This window comes from Streptomyces sp. NPDC005374, from assembly GCF_042872225.1.
Taxonomy (GTDB): domain Bacteria; phylum Actinomycetota; class Actinomycetes; order Streptomycetales; family Streptomycetaceae; genus Streptomyces.
Genome location: NZ_JBIAKA010000007.1, coordinates 393,136 through 410,405 on the forward strand (window position 1 = coordinate 393,136; position 17,270 = coordinate 410,405).

Consider the following 17,270-nt stretch of genomic DNA (forward strand, 5'->3'; position numbering starts at 1 on the left):
AACAGGCAGGTCGACGATGACGGACTCCTCGGGTCCCCCCGACAACAGATCCACCGGCCGGCAGCTCCGGATGGAGACGCACGGACTGGACGTGATCGGCGACACCGAACGCAAGGGCACCCCGCGGACCCTGTTCTGGCCGTGGTTCGGGGCCAACGTGTCCATCCTCGGCCTGAGTTACGGCGCCTTCGCGCTCGGCTTCGGGATCTCCTTCTGGCAGGCGCTGGTCGCCGGAGTGATCGGGATCGTCTTCTCGTTCCTGCTGTGCGGTTTCGTCGCGGTCGCCGGCAAGCGCGGTTCCGCGCCGACGATGGTGCTGAGCCGCGCCGCCTTCGGGGTGCGCGGCAACCGCGTTCCGTCCCTCGTCTCCTGGGTGCTCACCGTCGGCTGGGAGACCGTGCTGTGCGCCCTCGCGACCCTGGCCACGGCGACCGTCTTCGGGCGGCTCGGCTGGGGCGGCGGCACGGAGACGCAGGTGATCTCGCTGATCGTGGTCGCCGGCCTCACCGTGGTCGGCGGAGTCATGGGCTTCGACCTGATCATGCGGCTCCAGACCGTCATCACCGTGGTGACGGGCGTACTGACCGTGGTCTACGTCGGTCTCGTCGCCGACCACATCCACTGGAGTACCGTCAGCGCCCTCCCCGCGGGATCCGCCCAGGAGTTCATCGGCGCCTTGGTCTTCATGATGACGGGCTTCGGCCTCGGCTGGGTCAACGCCGCCGCCGACTACTCCCGTTATCTGCCCCGGGCCTCCTCGAGCCGGGGCGTGGTCGGCTGGACCACGTTCGGCGCCTCGGTCGCCCCGCTGCTCCTGCTGGTGTTCGGGCTGCTGCTGGCCGGATCGTCCACCAAGCTGGGCGATGCCGTCGCCGCCGACCCGATCGGCGCCCTCACCACCATCCTGCCCACCTGGTTCCTGGTGCCCTTCGCCGTCGTCGCGGTCCTCGGCCTGGTCGGCGGCGCGGTCCTCGACATCTACTCCTCGGGCCTCGCCCTGCTGTCGGCCGGCCTCAGGATCCCGCGCTATCTGGCCGCGCTCGTCGACGGCGTCCTGATGATCGCGGGCTCCGTCTACATCGTGTTCTTCGCCGACGACTTCCTGGGCCAGTTCATGGGCTTCCTCACCACTCTCGGCGTCCCCATCGCCGCCTGGTGCGGCATCATGCTCGCCGACCTGGCCCTGCGTCGCCGGGACTACGACGAGGACGACCTCTACCGCCCGGCAGGCCGCTACGGCGACGTGCCGCCCACCCCGCTGGTCCTGACAGTCCTCGCCACCGCCCTCGGGTGGGGCCTGGTCACCAACTCGGCCGCCGGCTGGCTCGACTGGCAGGGCTATCTCCTGGACCCCTTCGGTCTCGGCGGCAGGTCCGGCGCCTGGGCGTACGCCAACCTCGGGGTGCTGGCCGCGCTCGCGGTCGGCTTCCTCGCCACCCTGGCGCTCGGCCGCGGACGGGTCCGCGCACAGGAGGGCGTCGTATGACGACAGGGTCGCTCGCAGTCATCGACATGCAGTGCGTCTTCGCCGAGCCCGACAGCCCCTGGCGCACCCCTCGTTTCGCCGAGGCGGCGGCAGGCGTACGGCGACTGCTGCCGGCCTTCGCCGAACGGGTCACCTTCACCCGCTTCGTCGCCCCCGCCGAGCCGGAGGGTGCCTGGCAGGAGTACTACCGGCAGTGGCCCTTCGCCCTCCAGCCGCCGGACGCCCCGCTGTGGCGGCTCACCGACGAGTTCACCGACCGGGCACCCCATGTGCTGGACGCCCCGACCTTCGGCAAGTGGACCCCGGAACTCGCCGCCCGGGTCGGCCCCGAGGGGCGCCTGGTCCTGGCGGGTGTCAGTACCGACTGCTGTGTCCTGTCGACAGCACTCGCCGCCGCCGACGCGGGTGTCGAGACCCTCGTGGTGTCCGACGCCTGTGCCGGGGCCGACGACGACTCGCACCGCGGGGCGCTGGACGTGATGGCGTTGTACGCACCGCTGATCCGGATCGTCACCGTGGATCAACTGCTCGGAAACTGACGTCACTTGGCGATATCCGGTCGGTACCGGACGGCGCCCGCCGTGTTGAATCGGGCCTGCCGCTTCACGAACGGACGGCCCCACACGTCAGGAGGCATCGTGACAGCCGTGTCCCAACCCGGCCTCACCGGGCGGGAGATGATCGAACGGGCCGCGGCCCTGAGGCCCGCGCTGCTCGCACGCCAGGCGGAGACCGAACGCCTCACGCACTATCCGCACGCCACCCACGACGACTTCCTGAAGGCCGGTCTCTACCGGATCCTCCAGCCGCGGCGCTACGGCGGCCACGAGTTCGGGCTGCCCGTCTTCTACCGTGCGGTCGTCGAGATCGCGCGCGGCTGCCCCTCCACCGGGTGGGCCCTGTGCCTGACCGCGGCCCATGTGCTCCAGGTCGCCACCGTCTTCGACGAGCAGGCGCAGGACGAACTCTTCGGCGCCGACGGCGACTTCCGGGCCGCCTCCACGGTCGCCCCCGTCGGCGTGGCGCGGCCCGACGGTCCCGACCACGTGATCCTCGACGGCACCTGGCCGTACTCCTCCGGCGCCCCCTACTCCACCCACTACGTCGGCCAGACCCTGTGCGCGGGTGACCCACCCGGCCCACCCCTGCTGTTCGTCGCCCCGCGCGCCGTGTGGACGGTGCTCGACGACTGGCACGGCGCCCTCGGCCTGCGCGGCACCGGATCCAACAGCGTCCGCATGGAACGGGCCCGCATCCCCGCGTACTTCACACGCGAGGCGAGCCTGCTCGACCTGCCGGTGGAGGGCGGCAGCGTCGGGTCCGAGCTGCACGGCAACCCGATGTACGCCGGGCGCGCACCGAGTTTCTTCCACGGCGAGCTCGCCGCGATCATGATCGGCACCGCCTACGCGGCCGCCGACGAGTACGCCCGCATCGTCGCCGCCCGCCCCCTGCTCCTGGAGCCCGGCCGCACCCGCGCCGAGCTGCACGACTACCAGCGCCACCTCGGCGAGGCCCTCGGGATGATCCACCTGGCCGAGGCGGCCCTGAGGCAGACCGCCGAGGACTGGATGGAGGCCTGCCGCCGCAACGTGAGCGGCGAGGCGCCCTTCACGGTGATCGAGGACAACCGGCTCGCCCTGACGTTCCTGAACGCGGGCAGGACGGCCTGGGACGTGCTCCAGGGCATCCTCTTCCGCACGGCCGGCTCCCGCCACGCGCGCGACGGCGAACGCATGCAGCGCTACTTCCGGGACGCGGCGACGTACTGGACCCATGTGGGGCCCGGCATGTACGAGCCTCTCGTACGGCGCGTCGGATGCGACACCCTCGGCCTGCCCTCGGAGCACATCGCGCTGATTCCCTGAGCCGCGAACGCATGCTCCCGGCACGCTCGGGTACGCGAGCAGCACCGCGCCCCCGGGCGATCATGCCTGCGGGCGGGCCGCACGACCGCCGCTACCAGGGGATCTGCCATGGACACACCCGCCAATGACAACATCGCCACACCGGCCCAGCGGGCGCTGGACGCGCTGACGCAGAACACCGAGGACACGACGGCGCTGGACACGCTCGCGACCAGCGAGGTGCTCATTCCGGTACCCGACGACGCCGCGGACGAGGAGTCGACCGTGGCGCTGCCCGTCCTGGAACAGCAGGACGGCGCTCCCGTGGTGCCGGTGTTCACCTCGGAAACGGAGATGGCCGAACTGCTTCCGTTCGTCTCCCGCTACCGTCTGGTGCCGCTGGGCGCGCTCGCCGCACAGTGGCCGGACGGCGATCTGTCGCTCTCGATCGACGCCAGCTCCGCGCATCCGCTGACCCTGACCTCCGAGGGCGTGCGCACGCTGCTGGCGCGGCCGCAGGGCTGATCTCGCAGTGGGGCCCGGCCACCACGTGCGACAGCGGGGGAGCGGCCGGGCCCGCAGAGGGGCGCGGACCTGCTCCCGCCGCCGCACCCCGGTTCTCGCATGCGGAACGGGGATGAGCGGCGCCGACACTGCTGATCCCCGGTACGTTCTGCGATCGCCGTGCCCCGACCATAGGACCGATCCTGCATGCCGTCGCTCCGCAATACGTGGCGCATGTCCGCAAAACGCGGCGGATCGGCGGGCACGGCGGCTCACACGGCGCGCAGTGTCTGCGCGGGCGACTCCCCGAAGCGCTCCCGGTACCGCCGCGCGAACCGGCCCATATGGACGAACCCCCAGGCGTGGGCCACCTCTGTCACGGTCGTCGTCCCCGGCACGGCGGCCCGTAGCTGCCGTTGGACGCGCTGCAACCGCACTTCGTGGACGTAGGTCATGGGCGACATGCCGACGTGTCTGCGGAAGGCCTCCTGGAGGGTGCGCAGACTGACCTGGGCGATGGCCGCGAGCCGGTTGGCGTCGTACGGCTCGGCGGGCAGCTCCTGCACGGCGTCCATGACGCGCTTCACCGACGCGGGACGCATCGGTGGGGGAGGGGCCTCCAGCGCCTCGCGGTACGGGTGGTCCGTGGCCAGCAACATCCCCTCCAGGAGGGTCTGTTCGAGACGGCCCCGGATCATCGGGTGGCTCAGCAGGCCGTGCGGGACGTCCCGCTCCAGCAGGTTCCACATCGCCAGGCGCATCCAGCTCAGGCCCGGTCCCCGCGAGACGTCCATGTACGGTCCGAAGCACGGCGGACGGCGCACCGTCCGCCCCAGCAGCACCTCCAACTGCCGCAGCAGGGCCGCCTTGTCGATCTTGACCGTGAGTGCGTGGCAGTCGGCGGACCAGGTGTCGATGTGGATGTCCCGTGCCGGATCGAAGACCAGCGCCCGCCGTTCGGTGGCGAACTCGACGTCCTCGTAGCCTTCCTGGACGCTGAAGCGACCGCCGAAGGGGACGGCGACGTGGTACACACCCGGCTCGCCGAAGGACATCCGCATGTCGGTGCCGAAGCGGATGTCGCCCACCGTGAGCGCGCCGAGCTCGACGACACTGAGCCTGGTGGCGAACTGCGAGGCCCGGCCGGTGACTTCGAGCCGCAGGTCGTAGTAATGGGCCGCGATCGCCTCGTGCGCCTCCTCCAGGGAGGCCGTCGCATAGCTGTTGAACTCGGCGGCCCTGTCCTCTTCCACGGCCAAGGCGTTGTCAGCTCCTTCCGCCCTCGGGGTCTGCTGTTCAGCATGACCCCGCGGACGGCCCCTCATACCGGACACGACATGCCCGGGTTTCACAGCGCCTTTCCGGGGTTGAGGATGCCCCGTGGGTCGAACACCTCCTTGATCCGCCGCTGCAAGGAGTCTGCGGCCGGCCCGAGTTCGCCGGAAGTCCGGATCGTTCGTCAGACGCCCCTGATGGGTCGGGCAGGCGGTGCGGGCTCTCGAAGGCCTCCCAACTCCCGGACGTCAGGGGGCGGTGGGCAGGCCTGCGGGCGTCCTGGACATCGTCCGCACCGGCCAGGGCGTGGCACTGCTCGCGGCGGTCGGCCCCGCCCCTGACGGCCTGACCCCGTACGAGGGCCTGCCCGAGGTCTCCCCGATCTCCATGAGCGCGCTGGCCCGCCCCGGTGCGGACCCGGCCACGGTGGAGGCGGCTTTCGGGGCCGGTGCGGGACCTGCTGATCTGAAACCAGGCCCGGCGCTGCGGGCGCGGGACGACAGATGCGGCGATCAGGCGTCGTCGAGCATCCGCGCCAGCACCTCGCGCTGGAGAGGCAGAACGGCGGTGTGCAGGTCACGGCCCTTACGGGTGAGCGAGACATACACCCCACGCCGGTCCTCCAGGCACATGGAACGCTCGACCAGACCGTCCTTCTCCAGCCGGCCGATCAGCCGGGACAGCGCGCTCTGGCTCAGATGCACCCGTCCGGCCAGATTCTGCACCCGGCACTGGTCGCCCTCGCGGGGCGACTCGGTGGCGAGGATGTCGAGCACCTCGAAATCGCTCGCGCCCAGCCCGTGCGGGTGCAGCACACGGTCGATCTCGCACATCGTGCGTGCGTGCACCGACAGGATGTCCCGCCAACGTTCCTCGAGCCCGGTCCCGACCGTTTTCACCGCCATATCTGCACGGTAACACCGATTCGGTCATTCATTGACTGTGCAACTAGTGCGCGCGCAAGGGATCGGTCAGGCCTGCGGGTCCTGCGTCACGCCGATCAGGTTGCCGTCCGCGTCCTTGACGAAGGCGATCAGCTTGCCGCCGCCGACGTCCTGGACCTCCTGCAGCGTCTCGGCCCCGGCCGCCACCAGTGCCGCGAGCGTTGCCCGGATGTCGTCGACGTGCCAGTACGGCACCGGGCCGGTCATGCCCCTGGCGTGCCCGTTGGGGTCGAGCCCGACGTCCTGCCCCGCGTCCTTGAAGCCGACGTAGTAGGGCTCGTCCGCGTACGGCTCCACTCCCAGCAGCGCGCTGAACAGGGCCTTCGCCGCGGCGAGGTCCTTGACGGGATAGATGATCGTCTTGAGGCCGGCAGTCATGGTGTGCTCCTGTGTGAGGTGTCCCCGACGTTCCGCGTCGGTGATCTCACGCTAAGCCGGGGGAGCCGTAGTCCGCTTCTCCGATCCTGACCGGCTCACCGCTCACCGCCCGCGAGGGTGCCGTGCCGGACCCCGCGAGCCTCACTCACGTCGACTCCCGCCGGACCAGTTCCGTGGGCAGGATCACCGCCGCCGGATCCTCGCCCCCGAGCTGGGCCAGCAGCACGCGCACCATCTCGGCGCTGATGCGGTCGTAGGGCTGGCGGATGGTGGTGAGGGCGGGGGTGGCCTCCGTGGCCGCGTTGGAATCGTCGAAGCCGCCCACGGACACGTCCTCGGGGACCCGGCGGCCCGCCCGGCGCAGCGCGGTCAGGGCGCCCAGGGCCATGAGGTCGGAGGCGACGAACACCGCGTCCATGTCCGGGGCCTGCGCCAACAGGCGGTCGGCCGCCTCCTCCCCGCTGCCCCGGCTGTAGTCGCCGGAGACGACGAGCCGCTCGTCGATCTCGATGCCCGCCTCGGTGAGCACCTCTTTGTAGCCGGCGAGACGGTCGACACCGCCCGGTGAGTTCAGCGGGCCGGTCACGATGCCGATGCGGCGGCGGCCCAGCGACAGCAGATGGCGCACCATGTCACGGGCGCCGTCGCGGTCGTCCGCCGCCACGTAACTCACCTTCGAACCGGACCGCATGGGCTTGCCGCACTGGACGACGGGCACGCCCGCCTTGTGCAGTTCCTCGGCCACCGGGTCGGCGGAGTGGCTGGTCACCAGGAGCACACCGTCGAGGTGGCCCGCCGTGATGAACCGCTTGATCCGGCGCCGCTCGTCCTCGGTCCCCGCCAGCATCAGCAGCAGGGGGATGTCGTGCGCGGCCAGTGCCTGGGTGCAGCCGCGCAGCAGGACGTTGAAGTTGGGGTCCTCGAAGAACCGCTCCTGCGGCTCCGTGAGCAGGAACCCGACCGAGTCGGAGCGGCCGGTGATCAGCGAGCGGGCGTGCCGGTTGACGACGTAACCCGTCTTGCGGATGGCGGCGTCGACGGCCTCGTGCGCGGCGGGGCTGACGTAGTGTCCGCCGTTGAGCACACGCGAGACGGTGCCCCGCGAGACCCCGGCCTCGCGCGCCACGTCGTGGATCGTCGGCGCTCTGCGCCGGCCCCCCGCATTGTTCATGGTCAAGACTCTATGCCCCGCGGCGTCGCGGAGGGGCGGCCGGAAGTGGCCGAGGAAACGGCTGGATGAGTGCGTTCTGTGATCGTGCACAGCTTCTGTCGATGTCGGGCACTTGGCAAGCTCCCCTGGCGTGCGGTTATCTTGGGCCGCGCACCTCCAGAGATGTGTGTGCACGTTCCCAACCAGTCGATACGGGAGAGACCCATGCCGGAGACCACCCCCAGGGGCCTCACCAAGCTTGCCTTCGGCGGGGACTACAACCCGGAGCAGTGGCCGGAGAGCGTCTGGGACGAGGACGTACGGCTGATGCGCGAGGCCGGGGTCACCATGGTCAGCCTGGGGATCTTCTCCTGGGCCCTCCTGGAGCCCGAGCCCGGCGTGTACGACTTCGGCTGGCTGGACCGGATCATCGGCCTGCTGCACCAGAACGGCGTCCGCGTCGACCTCGGCACGCCCACCGTCGTCCCGCCCGCCTGGTTCTACCGCGCCCACCCCGACGCACTGCCCGTCACCGCCGACGGCACCCGCCTCGCGTTCGGTTCGCGTGGCGCCATCTGCCACAGCAACAGCGCTTACCGCGCGGCCGCCGCAAACATCACGACCAAGCTCGCCGAGCGCTACGCCGACCACCCCGCCCTGGCGATGTGGCACGTGCACAACGAGTACGGCGTCCCCGTCTCCGCCTGCTACTGCGACTCCTGCGCCGCCCACTTCCGCCGCTGGCTGCAGACGAGGTACGGCGGCGTCGACGGCGTCAACGAGGCCTGGGGAACCGCCTTCTGGGGCCAGCACTACACGAGCCTGGAGCAGATCGACCCGCCGCGCACCGCGGCCACCGTCGGCAACCCCGGCCAGGCGCTGGACCACAAGCGGTTCGCCGACGCGACCATGCGCGAGAACTTCGTGATGGAGCGGGACATCCTGCACCGCCTGTCCCCGGGCATCCCGGTCACCACCAACTTCATGACCGCGCTCAGCCAGTGCGACTCCGTCGACTACTGGGCCTGGGGCCGCGAGGTCGACATCGTCACCAACGACCACTACCTCATCACCGACGGCCGCCGCACCCACGTCAACCTCGCGATGGCCGCCGACCTCACCCGCTCGGTCGCAGGCGGCGCCCCCTGGATCCTGCTGGAGCACTCCACCTCCGGGATCAACTGGCAGCCCCGCAACCCCGCCAAGGCCCCCGGCCAGATGGCCCGCAACTCCCTCGCCCACGTGGCCCGCGGCTCCGAGGGAGCGATGTTCTTCCAGTGGCGCCAGTCCCGGCGCGGCGCCGAGAAGTTCCACTCGTCGATGGTCCCGCACGGCGGCACCGACACACGCGTGTGGCGCGAGGTCGTCGAACTGGGAGCCAGTCTGGACTCGTTGAGCACCCTCCGCGGCACCCGCACCCGGGCGGACGTCGCCGTCCTGTGGGACTGGCACTCCTGGTGGGCGCAGAACCTCGACTGGCGGCCCAGCGAGGACCACGACGCGCGCGAGCGTGCCGACGCCTTCTACGAGGCCCTCTACGACCGCCACCTCACGGTCGACTTCGCCCACCCGGAAGCCGACTTGTCGGCCTATCCCCTTGTCGTCGTACCGGCGCTGTATCTGATGACGGAGGCGGCCGGGACCAACCTCCGGGAGTACGTGGAGAGCGGCGGCACCCTCGTGGTGTCGTACTTCTCCGGCATCGTCGACGAGCACGACGCCGTGCACGAGGGCGCCTACCCGGGCGCGCTGCGTGACGTACTCGGCCTGACCGTCGAGGAGTTCTCGCCGCTGCTGCCGGACCAGTCGGTGCGGATCACCGGACCCGACGCCTGCGAGCTCACCGGCGACGTGTGGACCGAGTTCGTGGTGCCGCGCGGCGCCGAGACCGTGTGGACGTACGCCGACGGTCTGGCCGCCTGCCACCCCGCCGTCACCCGGCACCGGCACGGCGAGGGCACCGCCTGGTACGTCTCCACGCGTCTGGCCCCGCAGGGTCTCGACGTGCTGCTGGGCCGGGCCGCCGAGGACGCCAGGCTCCCCTCGCGCGCCGACCTGCCCCACGACGTCGAGGTCGTCCGCCGCGACGGAGAGTCCGGTTCCTACGTCTTCGTCGTCAACCACACCGCGGTCGAGGCCAAGGTGACCCTGGAGGCGGACGGCACCGAACTGCTCACCGGCGAACGCGCGGCGGGCGGCCTCGCCGTTCCGGCGGGCGCAGTCCGGGTCGTCCGGCTCGACGGCTGAACCGACTCCCCTCCGCCCGCGAGACCACGAGCCGCGGGCGGAGGGGGCGCCGACCGGCTCCTCGGGGCGGCGTAGTTCCTTCCTGCCGGCTGCCGGCTGCCGTACGCGTCGAACAGTCCTTTCAGCCCTTTCTCGCCGAGGAGCTCGATATCGGACAAGCTCGATGACTCCGGGACAAGGCGGCTCCGACTGCGGGACAGTGGGCACACACGCGTTGCAGGAGGCTCGGACGGAGGGGCGCGCGATGCTGAGGACTCCCACCGGCGAGAAGCGCCTGGACATCCTGGAGTTGCTGAAGGACCCGGCCGCACATTTCCCGCCGCGGCGGAACATCGACCCCGTCGAGGACGGCGTCACCGCCCACGCCGTCGCAGGCAGGATCGGCGTGCCCCGCTTGGTCGCCGAGACCCACCTCGGTCTCCTCGTGAACGTCGGTCTCCTGTGCACCAAGAGAATCCGCTGGCGCACGTACTACCGTCGTGACGAGATGCGCATCGCCGAGGTGGCGCGCATGTTCGAGAAGGGCTGGTAGCGACCCGTTTCCGAAGGGCAGGCACCGCATGGACCGTCCCACCGCACTGACCCCACGCCGCTACGTCGACATCGGCGGACGCGGCCCCGAGGACGTCGTCGCCGACGCACGCGGCCGGGTCCTGACCGGAGTGGAGGACGGCCGCATCCTGCGCGTCGACGGACTGACAGAGCCCCTCGCGGCCCGCGTCGAGACGCTCGCCGACACCGGTGGCAGGCCCCTCGGCCTCGAACTCCTCCCGGACGGCGACCTGTTGGTCTGCGACGCCGAACGCGGACTGCTCGGCGTCGACCTGGCCGGCGGCACCGTCCGTGTCATCGCCGACGAGGTGGCGGGGGAGCGGCTGCGGTTCTGCAGCAACGTCGTCGCACTGTCCGACGGCAGTGTGTACTTCACCGTCTCCAGCCGCCGATACCCCCTGCACCAGTGGCTCGGCGACATCGTCGAACACACCGGGACCGGCCGCCTGCTGCGACTGGCGCCCGGTGACGACACTCCCGAAGTCCTGCTGGAGGGGCTCCAGTTCGCCAACGGCCTGGCCGCGAGCGCCGACGAGTCCTTCCTGGTCGTGGCCGAGACCGGTGCGTACCGGCTCACCCGCTACTGGCTCGACGGGCCGCAGGCCGGCCGCGCCGAAGCCCTCGCCGAGAACCTCCCCGGCATGCCCGACAACATCTGGCGCGGCGGACCCGACGGTCCCATCTGGGTCTCCCTCGCCGGCCCGCGCGTACCTCCGCTCGACCTGTTGCACCGCGCCGCCCCGACGGTCCGCCGAGCCGCCGCCCGCGCGGCCGTGCGTGTCCCCTTCCGCCCCACGGGCGCCGTCGGAGTCCTCGCCGTCGACGACGACGGCTCGGTCGTCCACCACCTCTCCCGCCACAGCTCCCGCTTCCGCATGGTCACCAGCGTCTGCGAGGCCTCCGGCCACCTGGTCCTCGGCAGCCTCTGGGAGCGCGGCATCGCGCTGTGTGAGCCGCCCGCCGCGAAGTGACCCCGGCCGGGCCCCGGCGTTACCCTGGTTCTCGGTCGCGATCACCCTCGCGCCACGGCGGTGGGGCCCGCCGTACCCGAACCGCGGCGAGGCGCCGCCAACGGTCCCTACTTGCGATGCAGTGCGCCCGCACGCCCGGGGCCCCGGCGAGTAGGAGAGACACGAGCATGACAGCCCCGGAGAGCCTCCGAGCCCCCGTCGGCGCCCCACGGCAGTCCGCCTGGCGGGGCCAGGCACCGGTCGTCGCGATGGTCGCCCTCGGTGGCGCGCTCGGCGCCACGGCCCGGTACGCCGTCGCCCTCCAGTGGCCCACGCGGACCGGCGGGTTCCCCTGGGCGACCTTCTGGACCAACGTCGTCGGCTGTGCCGTCATCGGCGTGTTCATGGTCGTCATCACCGAGGTGTGGGCCGCCCACCGCCTGGTCCGCCCGTTCGTCGGCACCGGCGTCCTCGGTGGCTTCACCACCTTCTCCACCTACGCCGTCGACATCCAGAAACTCGTCGAGAACGGCCGGCCCGCCACGGGCCTGGCCTATCTCGCCGCGACCCTGCTCGCGGCCCTCACCGCGGTGTGGCTCGCCGCCACGACGACCCGCCGCGTCCTGAAGCGGAGGCAGCCATGACGAGGCTGACCGGCAGCGCCCTGCGGCTGACCGTCCACATCGGCGAGAACGACACCTGGCACCACAAGCCCCTCTACACCGAGATCGTGCACCGCGCCCACGCCGCCGGCCTCGCCGGGGCCAGCGTCTTCCACGGCATCGAGGGCTTCGGCGCCTCCTCCCTCATCCACACCTCCCGACTGCTCTCGCTCAGCGAGGACCTGCCCGTGGCCGTCGTGATCGTCGACACCGAGGCGCGCGTACGGGAGTTCCTTCCGCAGCTCGACGAACTCGTCACCGAAGGCCTCGTGACGCTCGACGAGTGCGAGGTCATCCGGTACATCGGCCGTGACGACACCCAGGCCCGGACGCAGGACCGGACTCGAGGGCGGGGCAAAGCGGGCACGAAGGGTAAGAAGTCGTTGTGAACTGGCTGTTGGTCGTCGCGGGTGCCATGGTCGGCGCCCCGCTCCGCTATCTCACCGACCGCGCGGTGCAGTCCCGGCACGACTCGGTCATGCCCTGGGGCACCTTCGCCGTCAACGTCACCGGCTGTCTGATCCTCGGCCTGCTGACCGGCGCGGTCGCCACCGGGGCCGCCGGTGCGCACCTTCAGCTGTTCCTCGGCACCGGCCTGTGCGGGGCGCTGACCACGTACTCGACGTTCTCGTACGAGACCCTGCGGCTGACCGAGACCGGAGCCGGCTTCCACGCCACCGCCAACGTGGTCGCGAGCGTGGTGGCGGGGCTGGGAGCGGCCTTCGCGGGGGTGGCGCTGGCGCAGGCGGTGTGGGCCTAGGATCCGGTCCTCGTCCGGGTGTAGTAAGACTGTCCCCGCCGCACCCGCGTCCCCTGAGAAGAACTGGATCCCATGAGCGTCATCAGCGTCGGTCAGGCCGTCGTCCTCGGAGCCGTCGAGGGGGTGACCGAGTTCCTGCCCGTCTCCTCCACCGGCCATCTGAAGATCGTCGAGGGGCTGATGAGCATCCCCGTCGACGACGACGCCGTCGTCGGGTTCTCGGCCGTCATCCAGGTCGGCGCGATCGCCGCCGTGTTCGTGTACTTCTTCAAGGACATCGTGCGGATCGTCTCGGCCTGGGGGAGGGGCCTGGTGAACAAGGAGGAGCGGTACCACCACGACTACAAGTTCGCCTGGTGGGTGATCGCCGCGACCGTCCCGATCGTCATCGTCGGTCTCGCCGCCAAGCCGCTCATCGAGGGGCCGCTCGCCTCCCTGTGGGTGGTCGCCGGTTCCCTGATCGTGGGTAGTGGCGTGATGTGGGCGGCGGACCAGATGGGCCGGCACAAGCGCGGTGAGGACGACACCACCTTCAAGGACGCCATGCTGGTCGGCAGCTCGCAGATCCTCGCCCTGCTCTTCCCCGGCTTCTCCCGCTCCGGCGCCACCATGTCCACGGCCCTGATCCTCGACCTGGACCGTGTGGCGGCCACCAGGCTGTCGTTCTTCCTCGGCATCCCCGCTCTCACCGGCGCCGGCATCTACGAGCTCAAGGACGCCCTCGGCGCGGGCGTCGGCCTGGCCCCTCTCGCCGTCGGCACCATCGTCTCGTTCGTCGTCGCCTACGGCTCCATCGCCTGGCTGCTGAAGTTCGTGGCCAAGCACTCCTTCAACGCCTTCGTGATCTACCGGATCGTCATCGGCGTGCTGCTCTTCGGCCTGCTGGCCACGGGCACGCTCAACAGCTGAGACCGGAGACCAAAAGGACCGGAGACCAAGACCGGAGACCGAGTCGTTCGTCGAGCCCACGCGCGCGCCGAACGCCTCGGTCCGGCGCGGCCGTTCCGGGCGAGAGCGCTGCGTGCGACGTCTTCGCTGTCGTCCCGGGCGAGGCCGTGGGCGTCGTACGCGAGGACGTCGCCGGCGATGCCGCGTGCGGGTTTTTCGCGGAGCTTGGTCACTCCCGGCCTCGGCCCCCTTGACAGTTCCCTCCGGCCACCCGGAGTATCACCCGTGTGAACCTGTCAGACAGCCGGACAGCCAGTCAGCCTCCGCGGCGCATCAGCGCCATGGAGGCGGTGCTGGCGCATCTGCGCGGTGCCATCGAGCGCGGCGAGTACGCCATCGGCGACAAACTCCCCTCCGAGGCGGAACTCTGCCGCACCCTGGAGGTCAGCCGGCCCGTCCTGCGTGAGGCCCTCAGGGCCCTGCAGACGATGGGTCTGACCGTCTCCAAGACCGGCAAGGGCACCTTCGTCGTCGCCAACGCGGTGGAGGACCCCACCTTCGGCGACTACGCGGCCAGCGACCTGCTGGAGGTGCGCCGCCATGTCGAGATCCCGGTCGCCGGGTACGCGGCACAGCGCCGCACCCCGGAGAACCTCGACCACCTGGCCCACCTCCTGGACCGGATGGAACGGGAGACCGACACCACGGCCTGGGTCGCGATGGACACCCTCTTCCATCTCGCCGTGGCCGAGGCCGCCCAGAACCCGGTCTTCCGCCGGGTCATCGAGGAGATCCGCGACGCACTGGCGCGTCAGTCGGCCTTCCTCAACGAGCTGGGCGGCCGCCGGGAGCAGTCCAACCGCGAGCACCGCGCGATCGTCGAGGCGCTGATCGACGGTTCCGAACACGACGCGGAGGAGGCCATGTCCCACCACCTCGACCGCGTCGAGACCACCCTCACCGACATCGTGCGTTCCCCCCGCACGGCCTCGGACCTCCCCACGGAAGGCGAACCCCAGGCGTGAGCGAGCAGTCCCTGCACGACGGAGTGCAGAAACGTTCCGGCCATGTCGACGCCGGCGACGAGGGATACAGCAAGTCCCTCAAGTCACGGCACGTCAACATGATCGCCATCGGTGGTGCGATCGGCACCGGCCTCTTCCTCGGCGCGGGCGGCCGCCTCGCCGACGCCGGCCCGTCCCTGTTCATCGCCTACGCGATCTGCGGCGTCTTCGCCTTCCTGGTCGTGCGCGCCCTCGGCGAACTCGTCCTGTACCGCCCCTCCTCCGGCGCCTTCGTGTCGTACGCCCGGGAGTTCCTCGGCGAGAAGGGCGCCTACGTCGCCGGCTGGATGTACTTCCTGAACTGGGCCACCACCGGCATCGCCGACATCACCGCCGTCGCCCTGTACACGCACTACTGGGGCATGTTCTCCGACATCCCGCAGTGGGTGATCGCGCTCATCGCGCTCGCGGTGGTGCTCACGGTGAACCTGATCTCGGTGAAGATGTTCGGTGAGCTGGAGTTCTGGTTCGCCATCATCAAGGTGACCGCGCTCGTGGCGTTCATGCTGATCGGCATCTTCCTGCTGGCCACCCAGCACCCCATCGACGGCCACCACCCCGGCCCGTCCCTGATCACCGACAACGGAGGCATCTTCCCGAGCGGCCTGCTGCCCATGCTGCTGATCATCCAGGGAGTCGTCTTCGCCTACGCCTCGGTCGAACTCGTCGGCGTGGCCGCGGGCGAGACCGAGAACCCCGAGAAGATCATGCCCAAGGCGATCAACTCGATCATGTGGCGCGTCGGCCTCTTCTACGTCGGCTCCGTCGTGCTGCTCTCGATGCTGCTTCCCTGGAACAAGTACACGGCCGGCCAGAGCCCCTTCGTGACCGTCCTGTCCAACATCGGCATCCCGGCGGCGGGCGGCGTGATGAACCTCGTCGTCCTCACCGCGGCCATGTCCTCGCTCAACTCCGGTCTGTACTCCACCGGCCGCATCCTGCGCTCCATGGCCATGTCCGGCTCGGCCCCGAAGTTCACCTCGGTGATGAGCCGCAGCCAGGTCCCCTACGGCGGCATCCTGCTCACCAGCGGCGTCTGTGTGCTGGGCGTCGGCCTCAACTTCGTCGTCCCCGCCGACGCGTTCGAGATCGTGCTGAACTTCGCCGCCATCGGCATCCTCGCCACCTGGGGCATGATCATGGTCTGCCACCTGCTCTTCTGGCAGAAGACCGAGAAGGGCGACCTCACCCGCCCCGGCTACCGACTGCCGGGATCCCCCTGGACCGAACTGGTGACGCTGGCCTTCCTCGCCTCCGTCCTGGTCCTCATGTACGCCGACGGCGGCGCCGGCCGCACCACCGTGCTGTGTCTGCCGCTGATCGCCGCGGCCCTGGTCGCCGGATGGTTCGCCGTCCGAGGCCGGGTCGCCGACAAGTCCACCACCGGCGCCGACGCGTGAGCACTCACGCGGGCACCGGGCCCCGACCCGCAGGCGTTCACGCGTGACCCGTGTGACGCTCCAAGAGAAGGCAGTGATGTACAGCAGTTCCCCCGCGGACGCACCCCTTGTCCGCGAACCCCTGCACGCTCCCGTCGCCCACCTCATCCGTGCCGGGCTGATCGAGGGCACCCACTACGGTTCCGTCGTCGTCCTCGACGGCGACGGGGACGTCCGGTTCCAACTCGGCGACATCGAGGCCGCGTTCTATCCGCGTTCCGCTCTGAAACCGGTCCAGGCCGTCGCCATGGTCCGGGCCGGACTGCCGCTCGACGGCGAGCTCCTCTCGCTCACCGCGGCCAGCCACTCCGGCGAGGAACGCCACCTCGCCGGGGCCCGGCGGATCCTGGACCTCGCGGGCGTGTCCGAGGACGCCCTGCGCAACGTCCGTGACATGCCGTTCGACCCGGTTGTCCGGGACACGTGGATCCGGGAGGGCCGTGCTCCCTCACGGCTCGCGCAGAACTGCTCCGGGAAGCACGCGGCGATGCTGTACACGTGCGTGCTCAACGACTGGCCGCTGGAGGGGTATCTCGACCCCGCGCACCCGCTTCAGCAGGCGATCGCGGAGATCGTCGAGGACCTGACGGGACAGCGGATCGCACGGGTGACCGTCGACGGTTGTGGCGCACCGCTGTTCTCGGTGTCGCTGCACGGGCTCGCCCGGGCTGCCGCGCGGATCACCTCGGCGGTTCCCGGTACCCCTGAGGCCCGGGTCGCCGACGCGATGCGCGAGCACGCCGAGATGGCCTCCGGTGCGGGGCGTGACGTAGCCGCGTTGATGCGGGCCGTGCCGGGGCTGCTGGCCAAGGACGGCTTCGAAGGGGTGCAGGTCGCCGCGCTGCCCGACGGGCGGGCCGTCGCCGTGAAGATCGCCGACGGGGCGAACCGGGCGCGGGTGCCGGTCGCCGCGGCGGCGCTGGCGCGGGCGGGTGTCGATCCTGCGCTGCTCACGGAGTTCGCCGGTGAACCGCTGCTCGGTGGCGGGTTGCCGGTGGGAGCGGTTCGGCCGGTGCGCGCGCTGGATTTCCTCGCCGTCGCGGATTCTGTTTCGTAGCTGGTGCGGGTCCGTTGTGGCTGGTCGCGCCGTTCCCCGCGCCCCTTTGGGGCGCGTTCGTCCTTAC

Annotated in this window: 19 protein-coding genes; 14 read left to right on the plus strand and 5 right to left on the minus strand. The window is 70.8% G+C overall.

Annotated features, from left to right (window positions below; all coding sequences use genetic code 11):
- Window positions 1–70 precede the first annotated feature (70 nt).
- The 4 genes from ACFYRX_RS20350 (at window position 71) to ACFYRX_RS20365 (ending at window position 3,858) form a co-directional block, all read left to right on the plus strand.
- Entirely contained in the window at window positions 71–1,486 is a 1,416-nt protein-coding gene (locus ACFYRX_RS20350; protein ID WP_389101448.1) for a purine-cytosine permease family protein, read from the plus strand.
- Complete coding sequence (locus ACFYRX_RS20355) at window positions 1,483–2,025, plus strand: cysteine hydrolase family protein (protein WP_389101450.1); 543 nt, start codon at window positions 1,483–1,485, stop codon at window positions 2,023–2,025. Before ACFYRX_RS20350 ends, ACFYRX_RS20355 begins: the two co-directional genes overlap by 4 nt.
- A gap of 99 nt (window positions 2,026–2,124) precedes the next feature.
- A complete protein-coding gene (locus tag ACFYRX_RS20360; protein WP_389101452.1) occupies window positions 2,125–3,354 on the plus strand; it encodes an acyl-CoA dehydrogenase family protein in 1,230 nt (409 codons plus the stop codon).
- Between the two features lie 108 nt (window positions 3,355–3,462).
- Window positions 3,463–3,858 carry an SseB family protein gene (locus ACFYRX_RS20365; RefSeq protein ID WP_389101454.1) on the plus strand — a complete coding sequence of 132 codons (396 nt, stop codon included), beginning with the start codon at window positions 3,463–3,465 and terminating at the stop codon, window positions 3,856–3,858.
- Between the two features lie 251 nt (window positions 3,859–4,109).
- Here the strand turns inward: ACFYRX_RS20365 and ACFYRX_RS20370 are convergent, their stop codons facing one another.
- From ACFYRX_RS20370 to ACFYRX_RS20390, 5 genes are all read right to left on the minus strand, one after another.
- Window positions 4,110–5,090 (minus strand): AraC family transcriptional regulator, encoded by a 981-nt coding sequence (locus ACFYRX_RS20370; protein WP_389101663.1) that lies wholly within the window; start codon window positions 5,088–5,090, stop codon window positions 4,110–4,112.
- Window positions 5,091–5,185: 95 nt separating this feature from the next.
- Window positions 5,186–5,290: an FAD-linked oxidase C-terminal domain-containing protein gene (locus ACFYRX_RS20375; RefSeq protein WP_389101665.1), complete on the minus strand. Its 105-nt coding sequence runs from the start codon at window positions 5,288–5,290 to the stop codon at window positions 5,186–5,188.
- Window positions 5,291–5,624: 334 nt separating this feature from the next.
- Window positions 5,625–6,017 (minus strand): MarR family winged helix-turn-helix transcriptional regulator, encoded by a 393-nt coding sequence (locus tag ACFYRX_RS20380; RefSeq protein WP_389101456.1) that lies wholly within the window; start codon window positions 6,015–6,017, stop codon window positions 5,625–5,627.
- 66 nt (window positions 6,018–6,083) lie between these two features.
- Window positions 6,084–6,434, minus strand: a complete 351-nt coding sequence (locus ACFYRX_RS20385) for a VOC family protein (RefSeq protein WP_389101458.1) — start codon at window positions 6,432–6,434, stop codon at window positions 6,084–6,086.
- Between the two features lie 145 nt (window positions 6,435–6,579).
- Window positions 6,580–7,611: a LacI family DNA-binding transcriptional regulator gene (locus tag ACFYRX_RS20390; RefSeq protein ID WP_389101460.1), complete on the minus strand. Its 1,032-nt coding sequence runs from the start codon at window positions 7,609–7,611 to the stop codon at window positions 6,580–6,582.
- A gap of 198 nt (window positions 7,612–7,809) precedes the next feature.
- Here ACFYRX_RS20390 and ACFYRX_RS20395 point away from each other — a divergent pair, with 198 nt between their 5' ends.
- From ACFYRX_RS20395 to ACFYRX_RS20440, 10 genes are all read left to right on the plus strand, one after another.
- Window positions 7,810–9,831: a beta-galactosidase gene (locus tag ACFYRX_RS20395; RefSeq protein WP_389101461.1), complete on the plus strand. Its 2,022-nt coding sequence runs from the start codon at window positions 7,810–7,812 to the stop codon at window positions 9,829–9,831.
- A 244-nt stretch (window positions 9,832–10,075) separates the two neighbouring features.
- Complete coding sequence (locus ACFYRX_RS20400; protein WP_389101463.1) at window positions 10,076–10,363, plus strand: ArsR family transcriptional regulator; 288 nt, start codon at window positions 10,076–10,078, stop codon at window positions 10,361–10,363.
- A 28-nt stretch (window positions 10,364–10,391) separates the two neighbouring features.
- Window positions 10,392–11,354, plus strand: coding sequence for an SMP-30/gluconolactonase/LRE family protein (locus tag ACFYRX_RS20405; protein ID WP_389101465.1), 963 nt, complete (start codon window positions 10,392–10,394; stop codon window positions 11,352–11,354).
- A gap of 167 nt (window positions 11,355–11,521) precedes the next feature.
- Window positions 11,522–11,977: a fluoride efflux transporter CrcB gene (gene crcB / locus ACFYRX_RS20410; protein WP_389101467.1), complete on the plus strand. Its 456-nt coding sequence runs from the start codon at window positions 11,522–11,524 to the stop codon at window positions 11,975–11,977.
- Window positions 11,974–12,384, plus strand: a complete 411-nt coding sequence (locus tag ACFYRX_RS20415) for a DUF190 domain-containing protein (RefSeq protein WP_389101469.1) — start codon at window positions 11,974–11,976, stop codon at window positions 12,382–12,384. Before crcB (ACFYRX_RS20410) ends, ACFYRX_RS20415 begins: the two co-directional genes overlap by 4 nt.
- Window positions 12,381–12,755 carry a fluoride efflux transporter CrcB gene (gene crcB, locus ACFYRX_RS20420; RefSeq protein WP_389101471.1) on the plus strand — a complete coding sequence of 125 codons (375 nt, stop codon included), beginning with the start codon at window positions 12,381–12,383 and terminating at the stop codon, window positions 12,753–12,755. The genes ACFYRX_RS20415 and crcB (ACFYRX_RS20420) overlap by 4 nt, the downstream gene beginning before the upstream one ends.
- A 72-nt stretch (window positions 12,756–12,827) precedes the next feature.
- Window positions 12,828–13,664 carry an undecaprenyl-diphosphate phosphatase gene (locus ACFYRX_RS20425; RefSeq protein WP_389101473.1) on the plus strand — a complete coding sequence of 279 codons (837 nt, stop codon included), beginning with the start codon at window positions 12,828–12,830 and terminating at the stop codon, window positions 13,662–13,664.
- Window positions 13,665–13,984: 320 nt separating this feature from the next.
- Window positions 13,985–14,668: a FadR/GntR family transcriptional regulator gene (locus ACFYRX_RS20430; protein ID WP_389101667.1), complete on the plus strand. Its 684-nt coding sequence runs from the start codon at window positions 13,985–13,987 to the stop codon at window positions 14,666–14,668.
- Complete coding sequence (locus ACFYRX_RS20435; protein ID WP_389101474.1) at window positions 14,665–16,107, plus strand: amino acid permease; 1,443 nt, start codon at window positions 14,665–14,667, stop codon at window positions 16,105–16,107. Before ACFYRX_RS20430 ends, ACFYRX_RS20435 begins: the two co-directional genes overlap by 4 nt.
- Before the next feature lie 76 nt (window positions 16,108–16,183).
- The gene (locus tag ACFYRX_RS20440) at window positions 16,184–17,203 is read left to right on the plus strand and encodes an asparaginase (RefSeq protein WP_389101476.1); all 1,020 of its coding nucleotides are present in this window, start codon (window positions 16,184–16,186) and stop codon (window positions 17,201–17,203) included.
- Window positions 17,204–17,270 lie beyond the last annotated feature (67 nt).

Coding starts and splice junctions, on each gene's coding strand:
- ACFYRX_RS20350 (WP_389101448.1), top strand. CDS start 71: ATGGAGACGCACGGACTGGACGTGATCGGCGACACCGAACGCAAGGGC.
- ACFYRX_RS20355 (WP_389101450.1), top strand. CDS start 1,483: ATGACGACAGGGTCGCTCGCAGTCATCGACATGCAGTGCGTCTTCGCC.
- ACFYRX_RS20365 (WP_389101454.1), top strand. CDS start 3,463: ATGGACACACCCGCCAATGACAACATCGCCACACCGGCCCAGCGGGCG.
- ACFYRX_RS20380 (WP_389101456.1), bottom strand. CDS start 6,017: ATGGCGGTGAAAACGGTCGGGACCGGGCTCGAGGAACGTTGGCGGGAC.
- ACFYRX_RS20385 (WP_389101458.1), bottom strand. CDS start 6,434: ATGACTGCCGGCCTCAAGACGATCATCTATCCCGTCAAGGACCTCGCC.
- ACFYRX_RS20395 (WP_389101461.1), top strand. CDS start 7,810: ATGCCGGAGACCACCCCCAGGGGCCTCACCAAGCTTGCCTTCGGCGGG.
- ACFYRX_RS20400 (WP_389101463.1), top strand. CDS start 10,076: ATGCTGAGGACTCCCACCGGCGAGAAGCGCCTGGACATCCTGGAGTTG.
- ACFYRX_RS20405 (WP_389101465.1), top strand. CDS start 10,392: ATGGACCGTCCCACCGCACTGACCCCACGCCGCTACGTCGACATCGGC.
- crcB (WP_389101467.1), top strand. CDS start 11,522: ATGACAGCCCCGGAGAGCCTCCGAGCCCCCGTCGGCGCCCCACGGCAG.
- ACFYRX_RS20415 (WP_389101469.1), top strand. CDS start 11,974: ATGACGAGGCTGACCGGCAGCGCCCTGCGGCTGACCGTCCACATCGGC.
- ACFYRX_RS20425 (WP_389101473.1), top strand. CDS start 12,828: ATGAGCGTCATCAGCGTCGGTCAGGCCGTCGTCCTCGGAGCCGTCGAG.
- ACFYRX_RS20430 (WP_389101667.1), top strand. CDS start 13,985: ATGGAGGCGGTGCTGGCGCATCTGCGCGGTGCCATCGAGCGCGGCGAG.
- ACFYRX_RS20440 (WP_389101476.1), top strand. CDS start 16,184: ATGTACAGCAGTTCCCCCGCGGACGCACCCCTTGTCCGCGAACCCCTG.